Origin of the sequence: Shinella sp. S4-D37, assembly GCF_040812195.1 — a bacterium.
Taxonomy (GTDB): domain Bacteria; phylum Pseudomonadota; class Alphaproteobacteria; order Rhizobiales; family Rhizobiaceae; genus Shinella.
Genome location: NZ_JBFNXL010000003.1, coordinates 436,841 through 452,701, shown reverse-complemented (window position 1 = coordinate 452,701; position 15,861 = coordinate 436,841). Strand labels below are relative to the sequence as shown.

At 59.2% G+C, this 15,861-nt stretch carries 13 protein-coding genes and 3 pseudogenes; 6 read left to right on the top strand and 10 right to left on the bottom strand.

Annotated elements, in window-relative coordinates:
• Nucleotides 1–87: 87 nt before the first annotated feature.
• The 6 genes and pseudogenes from AB3G45_RS06120 to AB3G45_RS06095 form a co-directional block, all read right to left on the bottom strand.
• On the bottom strand, nucleotides 88–1,326 hold the full coding sequence (locus AB3G45_RS06120) for a transporter substrate-binding protein (protein ID WP_367829715.1): 1,239 nt from the start codon (nucleotides 1,324–1,326) through the stop codon (nucleotides 88–90).
• Nucleotides 1,327–1,382: 56 nt separating this feature from the next.
• Nucleotides 1,383–2,888, bottom strand: coding sequence for an amidase (locus AB3G45_RS06115; RefSeq protein WP_367829714.1), 1,506 nt, complete (start codon nucleotides 2,886–2,888; stop codon nucleotides 1,383–1,385).
• A 119-nt stretch (nucleotides 2,889–3,007) separates the two neighbouring features.
• Nucleotides 3,008–4,066 carry a phenylacetaldoxime dehydratase family protein gene (locus AB3G45_RS06110; RefSeq protein ID WP_367829713.1) on the bottom strand — a complete coding sequence of 353 codons (1,059 nt, stop codon included), beginning with the start codon at nucleotides 4,064–4,066 and terminating at the stop codon, nucleotides 3,008–3,010.
• Between the two features lie 213 nt (nucleotides 4,067–4,279).
• Nucleotides 4,280–5,212: a carbon-nitrogen hydrolase family protein gene (locus tag AB3G45_RS06105; protein WP_367829712.1), complete on the bottom strand. Its 933-nt coding sequence runs from the start codon at nucleotides 5,210–5,212 to the stop codon at nucleotides 4,280–4,282.
• Nucleotides 5,213–5,339: 127 nt separating this feature from the next.
• Nucleotides 5,340–6,122 carry an IclR family transcriptional regulator gene (locus AB3G45_RS06100; RefSeq protein ID WP_367829711.1) on the bottom strand — a complete coding sequence of 261 codons (783 nt, stop codon included), beginning with the start codon at nucleotides 6,120–6,122 and terminating at the stop codon, nucleotides 5,340–5,342.
• A gap of 269 nt (nucleotides 6,123–6,391) precedes the next feature.
• Nucleotides 6,392–6,550, bottom strand: a pseudogene (locus tag AB3G45_RS06095) (transposase); the annotation flags it as partial.
• A gap of 286 nt (nucleotides 6,551–6,836) precedes the next feature.
• On the opposite strand from AB3G45_RS06095, the pseudogene AB3G45_RS06090 reads away from it, so the two are divergent.
• Nucleotides 6,837–7,213 (top strand): annotated as a pseudogene (locus AB3G45_RS06090) (IS701 family transposase); the annotation flags it as partial.
• 170 nt (nucleotides 7,214–7,383) lie between these two features.
• Here AB3G45_RS06090 and AB3G45_RS06085 read toward each other — a convergent pair.
• From AB3G45_RS06085 to AB3G45_RS06075, 3 genes are all read right to left on the bottom strand, one after another.
• Nucleotides 7,384–8,331 (bottom strand): sugar-binding transcriptional regulator, encoded by a 948-nt coding sequence (locus AB3G45_RS06085; RefSeq protein ID WP_367828804.1) that lies wholly within the window; start codon nucleotides 8,329–8,331, stop codon nucleotides 7,384–7,386.
• A gap of 56 nt (nucleotides 8,332–8,387) precedes the next feature.
• Nucleotides 8,388–9,137, bottom strand: a complete 750-nt coding sequence (locus tag AB3G45_RS06080; protein ID WP_367828805.1) for an HAD family hydrolase — start codon at nucleotides 9,135–9,137, stop codon at nucleotides 8,388–8,390.
• A gap of 223 nt (nucleotides 9,138–9,360) precedes the next feature.
• Entirely contained in the window at nucleotides 9,361–9,894 is a 534-nt protein-coding gene (locus AB3G45_RS06075; protein ID WP_367829710.1) for an extracellular solute-binding protein, read from the bottom strand.
• Between the two features lies 1 nt (nucleotide 9,895).
• On the opposite strand from AB3G45_RS06075, the gene AB3G45_RS06070 reads away from it, so the two are divergent.
• Nucleotides 9,896–10,825, top strand: coding sequence for an NAD/NADP octopine/nopaline dehydrogenase family protein (locus AB3G45_RS06070; RefSeq protein WP_367829709.1), 930 nt, complete (start codon nucleotides 9,896–9,898; stop codon nucleotides 10,823–10,825).
• A gap of 260 nt (nucleotides 10,826–11,085) precedes the next feature.
• On the opposite strand, the pseudogene AB3G45_RS06065 reads toward AB3G45_RS06070, so the two are convergent.
• Nucleotides 11,086–11,570 (bottom strand): annotated as a pseudogene (locus tag AB3G45_RS06065) (IS6 family transposase); the annotation flags it as partial.
• Nucleotides 11,571–11,763: 193 nt separating this feature from the next.
• Here AB3G45_RS06065 and AB3G45_RS06060 point away from each other — a divergent pair.
• From AB3G45_RS06060 to AB3G45_RS06045, 4 genes are read left to right on the top strand one after another with little or no spacing between them, the layout of a single operon-like run.
• On the top strand, nucleotides 11,764–12,801 hold the full coding sequence (locus tag AB3G45_RS06060; RefSeq protein WP_367829708.1) for an ABC transporter substrate-binding protein: 1,038 nt from the start codon (nucleotides 11,764–11,766) through the stop codon (nucleotides 12,799–12,801).
• Entirely contained in the window at nucleotides 12,798–14,180 is a 1,383-nt protein-coding gene (locus AB3G45_RS06055; RefSeq protein WP_367829707.1) for an MmgE/PrpD family protein, read from the top strand. Before AB3G45_RS06060 ends, AB3G45_RS06055 begins: the two co-directional genes overlap by 4 nt.
• Before the next feature lie 50 nt (nucleotides 14,181–14,230).
• On the top strand, nucleotides 14,231–14,452 hold the full coding sequence (locus AB3G45_RS06050; protein ID WP_367829706.1) for a hypothetical protein: 222 nt from the start codon (nucleotides 14,231–14,233) through the stop codon (nucleotides 14,450–14,452).
• On the top strand, nucleotides 14,452–15,858 hold the full coding sequence (locus tag AB3G45_RS06045; RefSeq protein ID WP_367829705.1) for an amidase: 1,407 nt from the start codon (nucleotides 14,452–14,454) through the stop codon (nucleotides 15,856–15,858). The genes AB3G45_RS06050 and AB3G45_RS06045 overlap by 1 nt, the downstream gene beginning before the upstream one ends.
• The last annotated feature ends 3 nt before the right edge of the window (nucleotides 15,859–15,861 follow it).

The window sequence follows — 15,861 nt, the reverse complement described above, 5'->3', positions numbered from 1 at the left end:
GAGCGGGAGCGAGACAGCGCTCGTGAAAGGTTCTTTCAAGCTGTCCGGCCACCTTTGACGGCCGGACAGCTTCGGGAGGGGCCGTCGTTACGGCCTGATGACGAACTGTTCGTTTGTGTCGGGGTTCTCGTTCAGATTGCAGACCGCCTGGGTGTCTACTGACGCCTGTTGATCCCACTGCTTCAGAATCTTGAACTTCTGGTTCTCGGTCTCGGCCATGCGGGCGTCGAGCTTTACGTGATGGGTCTGCGGATCGATCGTGACCTTGCCGCTCGGCCCATCGAGGGAAATGCCGGTTTCCAGCGCCTCGATAATCGCCATACGATCGGTGGTGCCGGCGTGCGCGACGGCCTTGGCCCAGAGATGCATGCCCTGATATGTGTTGGAGGCAAATTCGGTCACAACGGGATAGTCATCGCCGAAGCGCTTGTGCCAGCGGTCCAAGAAAGCCTTGTTGACAGGAGAGTCGATTGCCTCGAAGTAGCTTGCGAAGGTGATTATGCCGTTGCTTTCCTCGGCCGAGAGGACTATCTGCTCCTGGCCGTGGCTGAATGTGCTGGAGACCAGCGGGATCTTCCCGTTGAGACCTGCCGCCGCCCATTGTCGATAAAAGGAAACGTGCGCGCCGCCAACGAGTGCCGAGAATACCATGGCCGGCGCGGCGGCCTGGATCTTCTGGATGGTCGGGCCGAATTCGGAGACATCGAGCGGAAAGAACTCGACGGCGACGACCTCTCCGCTGTGCTCCTTGGCGTACTTCTTCACCCACTCGGAAATGATTTGGCCGTAGTTGTAGTCCGCGGCGACGACGTAGATCCTCTTGCCGAAGCGGCTGATCGCCTCCGGCACGGCTGACGCGAGGTTCTGCGCCGGCGTTGCGCCGGTGCAGAAGGTATTCCGATCGCAGACACCGCCTTCATATTGCGTGTTGTAGAAGTAAAGCGTTTTCGCCTTGTCCAAAATCGGGCGAATGACCTCACGCGACGACGACGTCATGCCTCCCTGAACGACGGCTACCTTGTCGCCGAGCGCCATTTTCTGGGCGATCTGCGTGTATTGCTGCATGTTGGACTGCGGATCCTGCGTGATCAGCTTGATCTGGCGGCCGAGCAGCCCACCCCCCTCGTTGATTTCTTCCGCCGCCAGGATCAAGGCGTCAGCCATCGGCTTGCCGTAAAGATCGAGGCCACCAGAGAGATCGTGGATACCTCCGACCAGGATATCGTCGGCAGCAAACGCTTTGCTGCTCAGAAGACCCGGGCCAACAGCCAAAACCGCAGAAGACACTGCTGCCGTCTTTAGGAATTCACGTCTGGATATGCTCATTTTGTTCCCCTTTTTGTTGCAGATTAAAGATTCAGGCTGTTCTCAACAGTTGATGGTTACCCTACGGTCTGTTCAAAGGCGTGGGCGGCGCGATAGAGGGTCATTTCGTCGAAGTGCCGTCCGACGAGCATCATCCCGATGGGCAGGCCGTCAGCCTTGCCGCACGGAATGCTGATGGCCGGATGGCTTGTGAGGTCGAACGGAAATGTGTTGTTCATGTTTTCCGTAGCGCGCCGGAGCGCCAGCGACCGGGATGAATCGGCGCCCGGAAGGGGCGGCGCTTTCATCGGCGTCGTTGGCATAAGCAGTATGTCATGGCGCGCTAGCGCAGCGTCGTACTCCTGCCGCAGCTTTCGCGTTAGGTTCTGTGACTTGGCGTAATAGCGTCCACCGCCGGCGCGGATCATGCTCTCGCCGATAAGTATCGTGTGCTTGACTGTGTCCGGCAGTTCGTTGGCGCGCGTGCGCCATGCGGCTTGAGCCTCGACCATGCTGGTGATGAAGAGACCTTTCCAGTTGTAGCCGTGACCATTGCCCTTCATGAGCTGTTCGGTGGCGCCCTCGAAGGCCACGACCATCCAGAGCGCCGGGCCGAGCCGATGCATTGGTATCGAAACTTCTTCCACGAACGCACCGAGATCGTGAAACCGGGCAGCGGCGCTACGCACGCTTGCATCCACCTCTGCTTCGGATTCCGGATGGCCGAAGCCTTCGCTCAGGATGCCGATCCGTAAGCCTTCCACGCTTTTGCCCAGCGCGTCGGTGTAGGCTTGCGCCTGGAGAAACGTGGGTTGACGCGGATCAAGCCCGTCGGGACCAGCAATCACCTCCAGCATGAGGGCGTTGTCGGCGACGTTGCGCGTCATCGGCCCGAGATGATCGATCGTCAGTTCGATCGGCATCGCGCCGGTATAGGGAACGAGGCCCCAGGTCGGCTTCATGCCGACAATCCCGCAGTAGGAAGCGGGCGTACGGATCGAGCCACCCTGATCGCCGCCGATCGCCAAGTCGACCTCACCGCTCGCCACGAGCGCCGCGCAGCCGGATGACGATCCGGCGGCCGAGTGAGCTGGATTGTGCGGATTGCGCACCGGTCCCTGTGAACCTGTATGGGAGCCGCCAGAGAGACAGAGAAACTCGCATTGCGCCTTCCCGGAAATTGTCGCGCCGGCGTCGAGCAAGCGTGTCACCACCGTCGCATCGACATCGGGAACATAGCCCTCGAGGATCGAGGATCCATTCATCATCTGTACGTGGGCGACGGCGATGTTGTCCTTGATCGCAACCGTACGTCCGGCGAGTTTTCCCTCGCTGGCTCCCTTTATGTCCGTGCGGACATACCATGCGTTGAGTGGATCGGAACCTTCCGCCGGTCTGGTGCCAGGCGTTCTCGAATATTTGACGGGCGGCAGATAATCCGGTTCGGCGTCGACCCGGTCATAGAGGTCGAACGCGGGCTGCATCGCACCATGGAAGAATTCCAGATCGCCGTCCGGCAGATCGAGAGACAGGCTTTCCGCGACGGAGCGGAGCTCCTCCCTGGTCGGGCGAATGACAGTCATGACAATTCCCTCTTTTTGTTCCGTATATCGAATTTAATTCATGATGATGAATTCTGTGCCGTTTACATACCCCTGTCAAGGGCGTGGCCTGCTCTTCTCGTCGACTTCCCACCCGCGTATCAGCCGATATCGAATGCATCCACAAAGGGCAGTAAGCCTGTTCTCGGATGGCAGTTCACATAGTCGAACCGTGCGGTCAGGCTCACGAAAAGCTCGTGCCAGGAAACGAACTCGCGGTCTTGCTTGTACTTCCGGTTCATCGCGATGGCATGCCGGTAGATATCGAGATGGGTCTTGTGGGATGCCGCCCATCCCTCGAGATTTTCAAGGGAGAGGAAATGGGCGACCACCGATGTCTCCTTCAGTTCCGTCCCGTCCTCGGCGAGGTTGGTCAGCACGCGCAGGGCAAGCGTCCCGGTTTCCTGCTTGTTGTCGAGCAGGTAGTTCATCCCCGTCATCAGCCGCGGACGCATGTTGTCGACATAGTCGCCGAGTTGCTCATCCCCTGCGTGGGCCCAGTATTGTCCGGAACGCAGAGTTACCATGTTGACGGGCGCCAGTACCAACAGCCGCTGGCCCTTCCCGGCAATAGCCTTGTCGGCGCACGGCATCGTCATTCCGTGCGCCGATTGCAGGTGGTCGATTGCCGAGAGGGGAATGCGGTCGCGCGCGGCGCCGAAGAAGCCGTTGGTGGTGATCGGAACGATCACGCTGTCCGTCGTTCGCCCGATACCAACCCGATACCAGTCTTCTGAATAGATCGTCTCATGCCTGTCATAGGGTACGCGGATCGTCTCACGCCAAACACCGTTCGGCCCTGACAGGCGCGCCTCGTCGGCGAACCACGAGATCAACGGGGCGTTGAGACAGAACCGGGCATGAGCGACGGCGTCTGTCCAGTAACCGACGATCACCGCGTTGATATGGCCTGCCTCATCGGTGCTGCGCATGATCTCGGATGCTTCCGGGCCATCCGGACCGGAAAAACTCGCCTGGCCTAGGCGGAAGAACGCGTCCTGGCTGTCCCAGGGGAGATCCGCCCCCTGCAAGGCGAAGTAATCAGAAACGATGGTCGCGACCGGCTTGGTCCAGCGCAATGCATGACGGGGGGCCGCCGGCAGGTGGCCCTCAGGTCTGCGCTCTGGAACCGTCCGCGAATACTCCACATGAAAGACCATCGACCCCTCCTCGCAGCCGCCAGATAGCGGACAATGTATCCATAATTCGAAATATCGAAGCCTCTTCTGTATAAAGAATTATGAAGTCCTGTCAATGCCGTGATGCCGCTAGATTTAGAATAATTATTTTGATTCAATAACCTAACCCAACGAGAAACGCCCGCTCCATGGACAGGAGCGGGTTCAAAATGGACAGCTGAGGTTTTGGTCCGCCTACGGTGTCCGCGTGGCCACGACAGGCGACTGCGGGTCTTCGTTCACAATCAAGGTAAAGACGTCGGGTCGGGCATAGTGCCCGACCACATCGAAATCGAATTGCGCGCGTGCAATGTCGTCCGTGTCTAGTTCTGCTGTCAGGATCGTCTCGCCGGAGTAATCGGGACCTGCGACCACCCGCCCTAGAGGATCGATTATGATGGCGCCGCCGCGCATCAGGACGTCCGAAGGCTCTTCCGTGATCCGGTTGACCATCGTCGCGGGAAAGTCGGCGCGCGTCAGATACTGGCAGGTGGATATTACGAAACAGCGGCCTTCCAGCGCGATATGGCGCATGGTGGCAGCCCAACTGTCGCGGTCGTCCGCCGTTGGTGCGCAATAAATGGCGACACGCTTGCCGTACATCGCCATACGCATCATCGGCATGTAATTTTCCCAGCAGATCACAGCGCCCATTGGACCCCAGGGCGTATCCACTGTGCCCAGGGTGGAGCCGTCGCCGAAGCCCCAGCACAGCCGCTCCGCAGCCGTCGGCATCAGCTTGCGGTGCTTGCCGGCAAATCCGTCAGGGGTGAAATAGAGGGCGGTGCAATAAAGCGTTCCACCGTCCCGCTCTATGACGCCGATCGTCAGGTGAATGCCGGCTTCGCGCACGGCCTCGGCGATATCGTGGGTCTCAGGGCCCGGTACGGCAATCGCGCCTGCGTGATAATCGGCAAATTCCTGGCGGCCAGTAGGCGTACGGCCGCCGATATGAATATCGAAACTCGCGCCCTTTGGATATCCGCCAATGAATGCCTCCGGAAACACGACGACATTTGCCCCACGGCTCGCGGCGTCGCGGATCAGAGCTTTCGTCTTTTCCACGGTCGCGGCCGTGTCGCCGCCAATAGGGGCGGCCTGCACGGCCGCAGCAATAAACTTGGTCAAAGTCCCCTCCCTGACCATATGGAATTCGATATGTGAAATCAAATTCCATATGATGAATTTCGTTTTAGATACCGAATATCGGCGGAGCCGTCAAGCTCCAGGTCAGAGGGGGTGGGGCAAATCAGAGTTAGGCGACGATCTGGCCAAAGCGCGACAAGCGGGTGGCGAGTTCCTTCACCGCGGCGACGGCGTTGATCTCGACTTCTGGCGTAGCGTCGCTTTCGTAAAGCATAACGGCGACGCTGGCCGTCGACCGCCCCACAGAACTCGTGAGGCGTACGCCGTAGGAATACATGTGCGGGCGCGTACCGCCCTTCTCCACTGCATAGCCGTTCCTGCGTGCCTCGGCGAGGATGGACAGAAGTTCCGTTCGGGTTTCCGTGCTGGCCTTGGTGACCTGCGGCAGCTTTTCGGCGGGGTAGAGCGCCTTCACCTCCCGATCGGTCATGGCTGCCAAAAAAGCCCTTCCGGTTGCCGTGCAGCAGGCGGGAAGACGCATTCCGACCTTGAACGTGACGCCCAGCGGCTGCGGTGAATTGCGCACGCCGATATAGAAGACGTCGCCGCCGTCCAGCACCGAAATGACGGCCGCATTTTCTCGGATCAGGGGGATCTCGTCGCAGATATCGTAGAAATGCTGGACTATGTCATACTTGTTGATCTTGGAACTGGCGAGATCTAGCACCTTCAGCGTCAGGTCGAATGATCCGTCGGAAAATCGCTCGATATAACCATCGGCCTGCAACGTCTTGCACAGGGAATGTGCGGAGCTCATTGCAATGTCCAACTCCTTGGCGATATCGGTCAACGTTTGGCGTTCGTCGCTGCGGGCTATGAACTCGAGAAGCTTCAGTCCGCGTGTGAGGGCGGGAGCGACACTTTTCGCGGAGGACGACTCGGACTTCGACATTTAGAAGGCGATCCTATTACTAGTAAATCACATCTTTTATGCTTCCTGCCAGTCGGGGGCAAGGCTGGCTTTCCAAGTTACCCATCATGTTGCAATAGCTCATCGTTGCGCGTCGATTGCTCAGGTGACACAGTCAAAAGTTGCACGCCTGGGCATCGCCACGGCCCTAGCATTATTTGCCCACACATACGTTTTATACCAACGGTTTCCATTGCTGACTCACGGGGATTTCCCTTTTTGCGGCGAATCTGAATCCATGGTGCAAACGGGAGGTTCGCATTGACCCCGTGTTCGAGCGCAAGCCTCGATACCGACACGCCAGGCTCATGGCAGGCCGCGACAAGACGGTCCTTCGATGCGGGGTCGTAGCGGCGTCGACCGTTCCGGCCGACAAGTCTCACCCGCAGTTTCTGCTCATCTTCTTCCATCACTGGTGTCCATCTATTTTGGTGGACAACTCATGCATGAGAGCACTCAACAGCAAAAGGTGCGGGGAAATTCGCGCTTACGGTTGTTCGAATGCGGCGAACTTCACGACCGCGTTCAAGAAAGCCTTCGGCTACACGCCCGGCGTGATTGTCACGCGTTCCAAAAGTAACTGATGCCTGTCTTGCTCATCAAAGCGCATGAGTCCTGGCGTTAACGGAAAGCCGTGCCTCAACGCGCTCAGGAAACCAGACGATCTGCCTCCGACGGCTACCACGTCCTCCAAGCTCACGTCCCGCCCAGGCAATGCTCGAAGATGCGAAATGGCGGCAGGTCAGTTGGTGCCGGGGAACGAAAGGGCGCCTGGTCGCGCGCTTTGCCGCCGTTTGCGTGCACATCGCTGCCGGTCCACCACAGCGCATCGGCGCTCGGGGGCGCAACATATGCCTGATGAGGAGACCTGGATGATAGGCGAGCATCGCTTCAACGGCGAGCGGAAATACTACCTCGCGAATTTACCCGCAGACATTCCCACCAAGAAACTGGCCGGTGCGATCAAGGCACGCTGGATCTGCGCGCAGGCGCATCAGCAATTCAAGGAGGAACTCGGCCTCGACCACTTCGAGGGTCGTTCCTGGATCGGCCATCGCCTTGCGCTCGTGACGAGATCGTGTCCACGTAGGCGGCGGGCGGATGATTGCTACAGTCAACGTTGTTCCCGACCTGGCGCATGCGGTGGTGAGGACGCTGCGGGGTGGCTGCGCATCTTCCATAGGATACGCAATTCGGCAGGTGCGCGCAGCCATCTTGCTAGATGTCGAAACCCCATCAATTGCTAATTCACCAATTCCTGCGCGACCTGTTCGTCGGTTACCAGCCTGTTGATGTATCGGCCACGCAGAATGGAGCGTATGATCGGCAATTTGTTCAATCCGCCGGACGCCAAGATGGAGATCGGCTTTTGGCGCAATTTTTCCAACGGCAGCGCCATGACGCAGCTATTGATCGGGTGGGGAACGATGCCTCCGTCGGCATCCATGAAACAGCCCAGCACTTCGCCGATCGCACCCAAGCTCTCCAATTCGTTCACGAGTTGCTTGACGATCCCGATTGACATGATCGGATTGCGGTCGGACAGGTCGCTGCACGATACCAGACACATTTCCGCTTCTTCGGCGCGCTGCAGAACAGTTGCGATCTGGTCGTAGGAACTCAGTATCTGGCGGCTTTCAGCACTGGGGCAATAGATGGGTGCGGTCAGGTAATAGCACTCTGCGCCAAGCGCATGGGCCACAGCCGTCGACACCTCGAATGTGTTGATGCCAGAGCCGCGGGACACACCGCCCATCAGGCCGACGACCCATGGGTCGGGCCAGCGCAAATCGTCCAGCCGCCTCGCGCAGCAGCTAAGCGTCCTGCCCCAACCGACACCAAGCCCCTTTCGGCCCGACCCCAGTGTATGGACCATGGCCGCGGCCGCCTCTCCGACGACCCGCTGGAGTTCGGCATAATCGGGAACGCTTGGCACGACGCAGACGTCCTCCAGACCGAAACGCTCCTTAAGGGCCTCTTCAAGCGCGACGCATTCGGCAAGCCGCAAACGAATATCAAAGACGACAGAGCCGTCAATCCGCGCCTGACCGATCAGCTTGTTGGCGCGCAGGCGGGTAATCTGTAGCCGCTCTGCGATCTCCTGTTGGGTCAATCCGCCGACGAAATACAGCCAGACGACGCGCGCAGCCAGATGCGCGCTTTCGGTATCGGACAAAGCACTGTCGGGCACATTAAGCCTTTCTTGAAGCGTTTCATGGCCACAGGACAACGCCCGTCATAGTCAAGTCAATCCTCGCACGCAAAACTTTTTTCGGTACTATGTCCTGTCTGCAAGTCCTCGGCCAATTGCCTGTCGATGCTTTCCAATATGTCCAGGATTGCGCCTGCCCCCAAGGCGACGGCATGCGCTCCGTGGTCCGAAAGGGTGGAATGGCGATCTTGCCGCGGATCTTTCGGGTCGATAAATCCAATCGGGATCATTCCGGCAGCAACCGCGGCGGCCATTCCATGCGCGCTGTCGTCTATCATCACGCAGGCGAAGGGGCGCGCTTTGAACCTTTCTGCGCAAAGCAGCAGCAGATCAGGCGCAGGCTTCGGGCGTGAGACCTGCTCGGCGCTGAAGATGTCGGGGGCGAAGGCGTTCCATAGATCAAGCATACCCAGGCTGTTTCTTAGCCGCTCCAGCGTGCTGTTGGACGCCACGCATTTAGGCCGCTTGACCCGGGAAATGGCGTCTTCAATGCCCGGCATTGCTCTCAGACGCTCCTGACACCGCTCATAAAACCTTTCATTGGTGGAACGGGCCAGCGTGGCTGGGTCGGTGACGCCGTATTCAGTGCGGCACATCTCCATAATGCCCGTCATGGGCGTGCCGGTGAATTTCCGGTGTGCCTCCGATGCAGGCAAATCGATGCCCAAATCTTTCAGTGTTTCGGAAATGGTCGCGCTGAAAAGATACTCACTGTCGATCAGCACGCCATCGCAATCAAATATGATCAGGTCTATGTTGCTGAGGTACATGTTCTTGTTCGTCACACCTGTTTCCTTGCTGTTTCATGTCAGATCTGCGTGGGGTGGAAAATCAGTTACGCACACGCAGGGATGACCTAGCCTCACGGCACGGATAGGGCTTCGGTCACCGACCGGCTGAAGCCCATGCCGGGAAATGCTTTCTGGAGTTCTTCTGTTGGACGCCGATCAAAGGGCGAGAGGGTCGCACAGGCAAAGCGCCGACAAACTTCGCCTGTGCGGCCTCAGATCAGTGGTTAATGTTTACCTCGTCTTCCCAACGCTGGATTAACCGCGCGCGTTCGTCCTTTGCGGCGAATTTGGCGTAGTCGTAGTCGATCAGCTTGGCGGTGCTCAGCACTTCGGTTCCCTGCGGCCGCTTGGAGTTCACGTTTGCCGGATCATGGAGCAAGCCACCCTGGGCCGCCGCCGACAGCCCGTCGGGCGTCAGCGCCCACTCATAAAACGCGATTGCGTTTTCGGGATTGGGTCCACCCTTCACAATCGACATGCCATCGACGCCGGCGGCTGTTCCCTCGCAGGGCAATGCCAATTCGATGGGAAAGCCGGCATTCTTTTCAACGAGAATATCCTGGGCATAGTTGATGCCCACCGTGGTCTCGCCGCGCGCAACCGCCTTGCCCGGCGCAACGCCGGACTTGGTGTAGCTGTTGACGTTCGCGTTCAGGGCTTTGAGGTAATCGAAAGCCTTATCCTCGCCCATCATCTGAACCAGCGATTCGCCATCCGGAAAGGATCTCGGGCGCCTGTCGTCGGAGGGCACGTTGTCTGCGACAGGCATCTGCGAAGGGACTTGGCAGGTTCCGGTCGCGCGATCGATCGCCGAAGCAGTCAGGGACGCCGAAGTCATTATTGTCGCCGTCCCCGCCAACGGGCATGCGAGAATTATCGACGCCATGGTTCCTCACCTCGCAGACGGACAGACCGTCATCGTCAGCGCCGAACTGTCGCTCAGCGGGGCGCTTCTCATCAAGGAGGCGCGCGCCCGCGGGCTCCAGATTTCCGTGATATCCTGGGCCACCACCGCCGTGACTGCCCACAGCACAGGTTTGGACGGCGTCTTCGTATCCTTGCTGCGAAAAAAGCTGGATATCGCCGCCATGCCCACGCGATCGAGCGTGGCGGGCCAGGCCATGTGCAGCGAATTGTTTGGTATAAGCTTCGAGATCAAGCCGAATCCCCTGGCGATCGCGCTGTCGAACATCAATGCTGCTGGCCACATGGCCGTTGCGTTGTGCAATTTCACGCGCATGGAGAGGGGCGAGGATTGGTCCAGCTATGGCGGAATCACGCCGGGTGTGGGAGAACTGATCGAGCGCCTTGATGAGGAAAGGCTGGCCCTCGCAACGTCTTACGGGTTGGAGGTTCGCTCTGTCGTCGACCACTATGTCCACTCCTTCCCTGTCGAGCGAGGCTCGATCGATAACATGGCCCAAGCCATCGCCTTGACGCGCCCGCATGTGAAAGGTCCCACCTCCACCGACACACGTTACGTGACTGAGGACGTGCCGTTCGGACTGCAGGCCATGGTCGAACTCGCTGCCATAACCGGCGTTGCCATGCCGCTTCATCAATCCGGCATCGAATTGTTCTCCGCCCTGTACGGTACCGAGTTCAGATCCCAGAACGATATTCTTCCGCGGCTTATCCGTAAGGAAGAAACCGCCGAGGGACTGCAGGAGCTCCTTCGGTAGCACCTCCGTTTCGGCCGCAATGTCACGGCTCGGTGCTTTGTTAATCGACACGATTGAGACCGATTGAAGGGAGGCGATGCACCGGTGGAGTTCTACATGAGTTCGGACCCACGATCTGTAACCGGCACGCAGCCCAGGGCCGCGCGATGTCCCGGGCTGCCATAGTGCAGCAGACTCAGCCATCGACGTCGAGATGATGGACGCCATGGGCACCGTAAACTTAACGCAGCATAGTCAACGTTTGGGGTTATAGTTTTGGTTTAGGCGGCGTTGAGGCGCGCGATCTGGTGCCATGTCTCCATGGCTGTTGCTCGCAGTTCGCGATGGTGGCTGGATGGGATGTCGTGGCGTGGGATTTGAAAGAGGTTGGGGATCGGGTCGCGGATGGATGCAAAGCGCTGAAGATGCCTGGCTGACGTGAAGCGCTTCATGATCCGCTCACGTTTTCGTATCGGCTGATGGGAGTTTTCCGCCCGATTGTTCAGACCCTTGTGTGAACGGTGTTCGACGCCGGGCATGATTTTCCGCTTCGCCGCGCCGTAGGACCGGAGTTTGTCGGTGATAATCACACGTGGCGAACGGCCTTGCCCCTTCAGCAGCTTTTGCATCAATCGCTTTGCAGCTTTGGTATTTCGGCGGTTCTGGACTAGAACGTCAAGGACGAAGCCGTCCTGGTCGACGGCGCCACAGCCAGTGCTTTTTGCCGGCGATCGCGATTACAAACCTCATCAAGGTGCCATTTGTCCACCCCATCGCTTGCTGTTATTCAAAATGGTCGCGTCGCTGCGATCCATACATACCACTATGGCATAAGGTGCGTTCATATTTTGATTTTTCATATGAAGCGCCATGCCTACAATAGGGTGGACTGGAGGGCAGCAAAAGAACCTCCGGCGGGCCAAATAGGTCATTAACTGCTGGTTCAAAAGGGGAACGCAATGAATACGTACGCTAAATGCCTGGCCGTTATAAGCACTTCGCTGGTGGCGGGTCTGGCGAATGCGAATGCCCAGGACACCATGTATGTGGCAGGGTTTGGCGGGTCGGTGGAAACTGCCTTTGTCGAAAAGATCATTCCTCCGTTCGAAGCAGCGACAGGCATCAAAGTCGTCTATGTTGCTGGCAATTCGACTGATACGGTCGCCAAGCTGGAGGCGCAGAAAGACAGACCGGAACTTTCCGTCGCCATCGTCGATGATGGCCCGATGAACACTGCGATCCGGTCCGGCCTGTGTGCCAAGCTGGAAGACGGCTCAAATTCGGGTGCCGTCTATCCGAACGCGCGTGTCGACGGTGATCTGGCCATCGGTTTGGGTTATGGGGCGACCGGCCTTGTGTACAACACGGAGGTTTTCGAGCGGAATGGCTGGCCGGCTCCGACCTCCTGGAAGGATCTCGAAGACGCAAAATACGCCGGCAAACTCATCATTCCGCCAATCAGCAATGGTTTTGGTTTGCTGACCGCGATCATGCAGGCGCGGCTGAATGGCGGCAGCGAAAGCGACATCGATCCGGGTTTCGAGGCGATGAAGCGGATCAAGCCCAGCGTACTGGCATTCGAGCCCAATCCGGGCAAGATTGCCGAATTGCTGCAAACGGGCGAAGCGGCCCTGGGTGTCTGGAACAATGCTCGTACTGCAATCCTCGCAGCACAAGGTGCGCCGGTGAAGTTCGTCTATCCCAAGGAAGGGGCGATGGTGATCTTGAGTCAGGTCTGCGTCGTCAACAACGCGCCGCAGCCCAAGCAGGCTCAGGCCTTCATCCAGCATCTGCTGAGCCCCGAAATTCAGGCCGTCTTCACGGAAGCCACTGGGCTCGGACCGGTCAACCCGAACACCAAATTGTCGCCGGAGGTGGAAGCGAAAGTCGTTTTCGGTGAGGAGAAGGTGAGCTCCCTGCAGTCGGTGGACTACTCGGTGATCAATCCTGTTCGCGCGGAGTGGACTGATCGCTGGAACCGAGAGATCGAGCGTTGAGCAGCTCTCTGACCAATGAATTGTCTCAGAACTCCGCCGATCGGATCGATCGGCGGAGTGTCGTGCAGCAGATCGCCGACTATATTGTTTCCGAGCGTGGAATGCCGGTGCCTAGGCCACTGGAGCGGGCGGCGATGCGGTGCATTCTTGATCTCCTGGGTGCTGCCGCAGCGGGTACATTGAACCCGGGCGCATCCGCCGTTCGAGGCATAGCACTGACCACATTGGCCGCTGGATCTGTACCCATATGGTTTTCTGGTCTTTCATCCTCCGCCATAGGCGCCGCCTGGGCCAACAGCGCTGCCGCGGCAGCGCTTGATCTTGACGATGGCCACAGGATGGCCCGCGGGCACCCTGGCGCCGCGGTGATCCCTACGGCGATTTCCCTGGCTTACGAAACCGGCGCCTCCCTGGTGAAACTGATCAGTGCCATTGTGATCGGCTATGAAGTTGGCGTGACCATCGGTGCGGGCCGCCTGACTTACGGCAATACCGGAACCTGGTCTGCCTATGCAGTCGTGGCCACGGCTGCTGCGCTACGCGAGACGCCACGCCATATTGTTGAACATGCCCTGGCGATAGCGGGCGAAAGCTCGCCCAACCAACTGTTCGCCAGCGCGCCGGCGCAAACGCCGCCTCCGGAGGGCAGCGACGTCAAGGAGGGGATTCCGTGGTCGGTGGTGACCGGATTGACGGCGCTCGCTTTGGCTGAAGCGGGGCATACCGGCCCGCGCAATATTCTCGATAGCACTCTGCATTACCGTTTTCCGGCGAACCTGGGCCTAGGGTCAGCGCACCACATTGGCCGAACCTATTTCAAGCTCTATGCTTGTTGCCGGCATGTCCACGCGCCACTCGATGCTCTGTTGGGGCTGGTCGATCAATATGGCCTAGACCCGCACTCTATCGAGGCAATCGACGTACAGACCTATGGCGGAGCGCTGCGCATCTCCAACTCGGTGCGTCCGAACCACCTTGTCGATGTCCAGTACAGCATTCCCTATTGCCTGGCGCTCGCCGCAATCGTTGGGCCGGGCGCGTTGCTTCCCCTGACATCCAGGGTCTTGGGGCTGGACGAGGTGACGGCCCTCGCATCCAAAGTCTCGCTGGCGCTCGATCCAGCGCTGGACGAGAAATTCCCTGCGCAGACGTTGGCGTGCGTGACCGTCTTGAGCGGCGGTGAACGTTTCGTCTCCGACGTGACGGCGCCCCGGGGCGAAGCCAGCAATCCGCTGACCTGGGCGGAATTGGAAGCCAAATTCAATGTCGTTTCCTGCGTTCTTAATCCTGTGCAGCAAGAGGATTTATTGAGATCTATCGGCGCTATCGAGAACGGCGAATTGAACCCGCTCCTCGCCAGTCTCCGGCGCGCTCATTGATACCCCCCAGCGTGCTAGAGGCTTGGTTGCGCATCATCCTGGAGTCGTGAATGGGCAATACTTCTCGCGATGAGTTCGAAATTCTGGTCCGCCGCGCCGGCCTGGCGTTGCCTCCTGAGGAGGTTGACGAACTGTATCAGGCCTGGTCCCTGATGGGGCCAATGCTCGAGCGCGTGCGGGGCCACGGACGTGACCGTGGCATGGAAGCCGCACAGATATTCAAGGTCGATGCTTGGATCGGGCGCGGCGCCGAAGGGGAGGGCAAGATCTGATGCAGACGCCAACTATTGCGGAAGCGGCGCGCCTGATTGCCGCGCGCAAGCTCTCGCCGGTTGATTTGGTCGAGCATTGCCTGTCCCGCACCGCGGCGCTCGACAATGATCTCCATAGCTTCATTACCATTACGGCGGATCAGGCGCGGCAGGATGCAAGGGCAGCCGAGAGCCGCATGATGGCCGGCACCCTGCGCGGTCGGCTTGATGGCATTCCTATCGCGCACAAGGATATCTATGCGACGCGTGGCATCGCTACGACCGGTCACTCCAGATTGTTGGAACATTGGCTGCCTGAAAAGGACGCCCATATTGTCACATTGCTGGCAAAGGCCGGCACATCCATGCTCGGAAAACTCGCGACGCATGAATTTGCGCTGGGCGGTCCCTCATTCGATCTGCCGTGGCCTCCGGCGCGCAATCCCTGGGGCATCGACCGATTTACGTCTGGCTCTTCCAGTGGGTCGGCCGCGGCCGTAGCGGCCGGGCTGGTATTGGGCGCCACAGGATCGGACACAGGCGGGTCGATCCGTGAACCGGCCGCCCTTTGTGGTGTTGCCGGCATCAAGCCGACCTACGGCCTGTGCAGCCGGAGCGGCGTGTTGCCTCTGGCCTTCTCGCTCGATCATCCCGGTGTCCTCGCATGGACCGTCGAGGACTGCGCAATGCTGCTCCAAGCGGTGGCGGGATATGACCCGGCCGATCCTGCCAGCCGGAACCTTCCGATGCCGGATTTTTCAGCAGGCCTCGAGCGCGAGGCCAAGGACGTGCGCATTGGCGTCGTTCCGCAATGGCATGAGACCGAATGCGCGGTGAGCGACGCCGTTCGCCAAGGGTACGAGAACGCGCTCGCAATCTGGAGAGGGCAGGGCGCGCAGATCGTGGAACTCGATATGCCTCCGCTGGCGGATTACCAAGCCACGACAATTGTCATCATGCTCTGCGAGGCCTTTGCGGCGCATGAGCCATGGATGCGCGAGCACTTCGATGCCTACGGAGAATCTCTGCGCGATCGGATTGCGCTTGGTGCCGTATTGAGCAGCGCCGATTACCTTCAGGCACTGCGGCGGCGGGCCGAGTTATGTGCTGCAACCTTCGATGCCGCCCTGGAGGTTGATGTTATCGCAACGCCCGGCGCTACGAAAGAAGCGCCTCGGATCGACAGCGTGAGCAAATGGGGCTTCTTGGCTAGTTCCGGCTTTGCCAAGCCATTCAATGTGACGGGTTGGCCCGCCGTTTCGGTCTGCTCCGGTTTCGGTGAACATGGTCTGCCGGTCGCGGTGCAACTTGCTGCCAAGCCATTTCAGGAGCCCCTGCTTTTCCAGGTGGCGCACGCCTTTGAACGCGCTGTCGATCTGCGGGCCAAACGGCCTGCAATTCTTGATAAGATGGACGGCCGCTTGTAACCA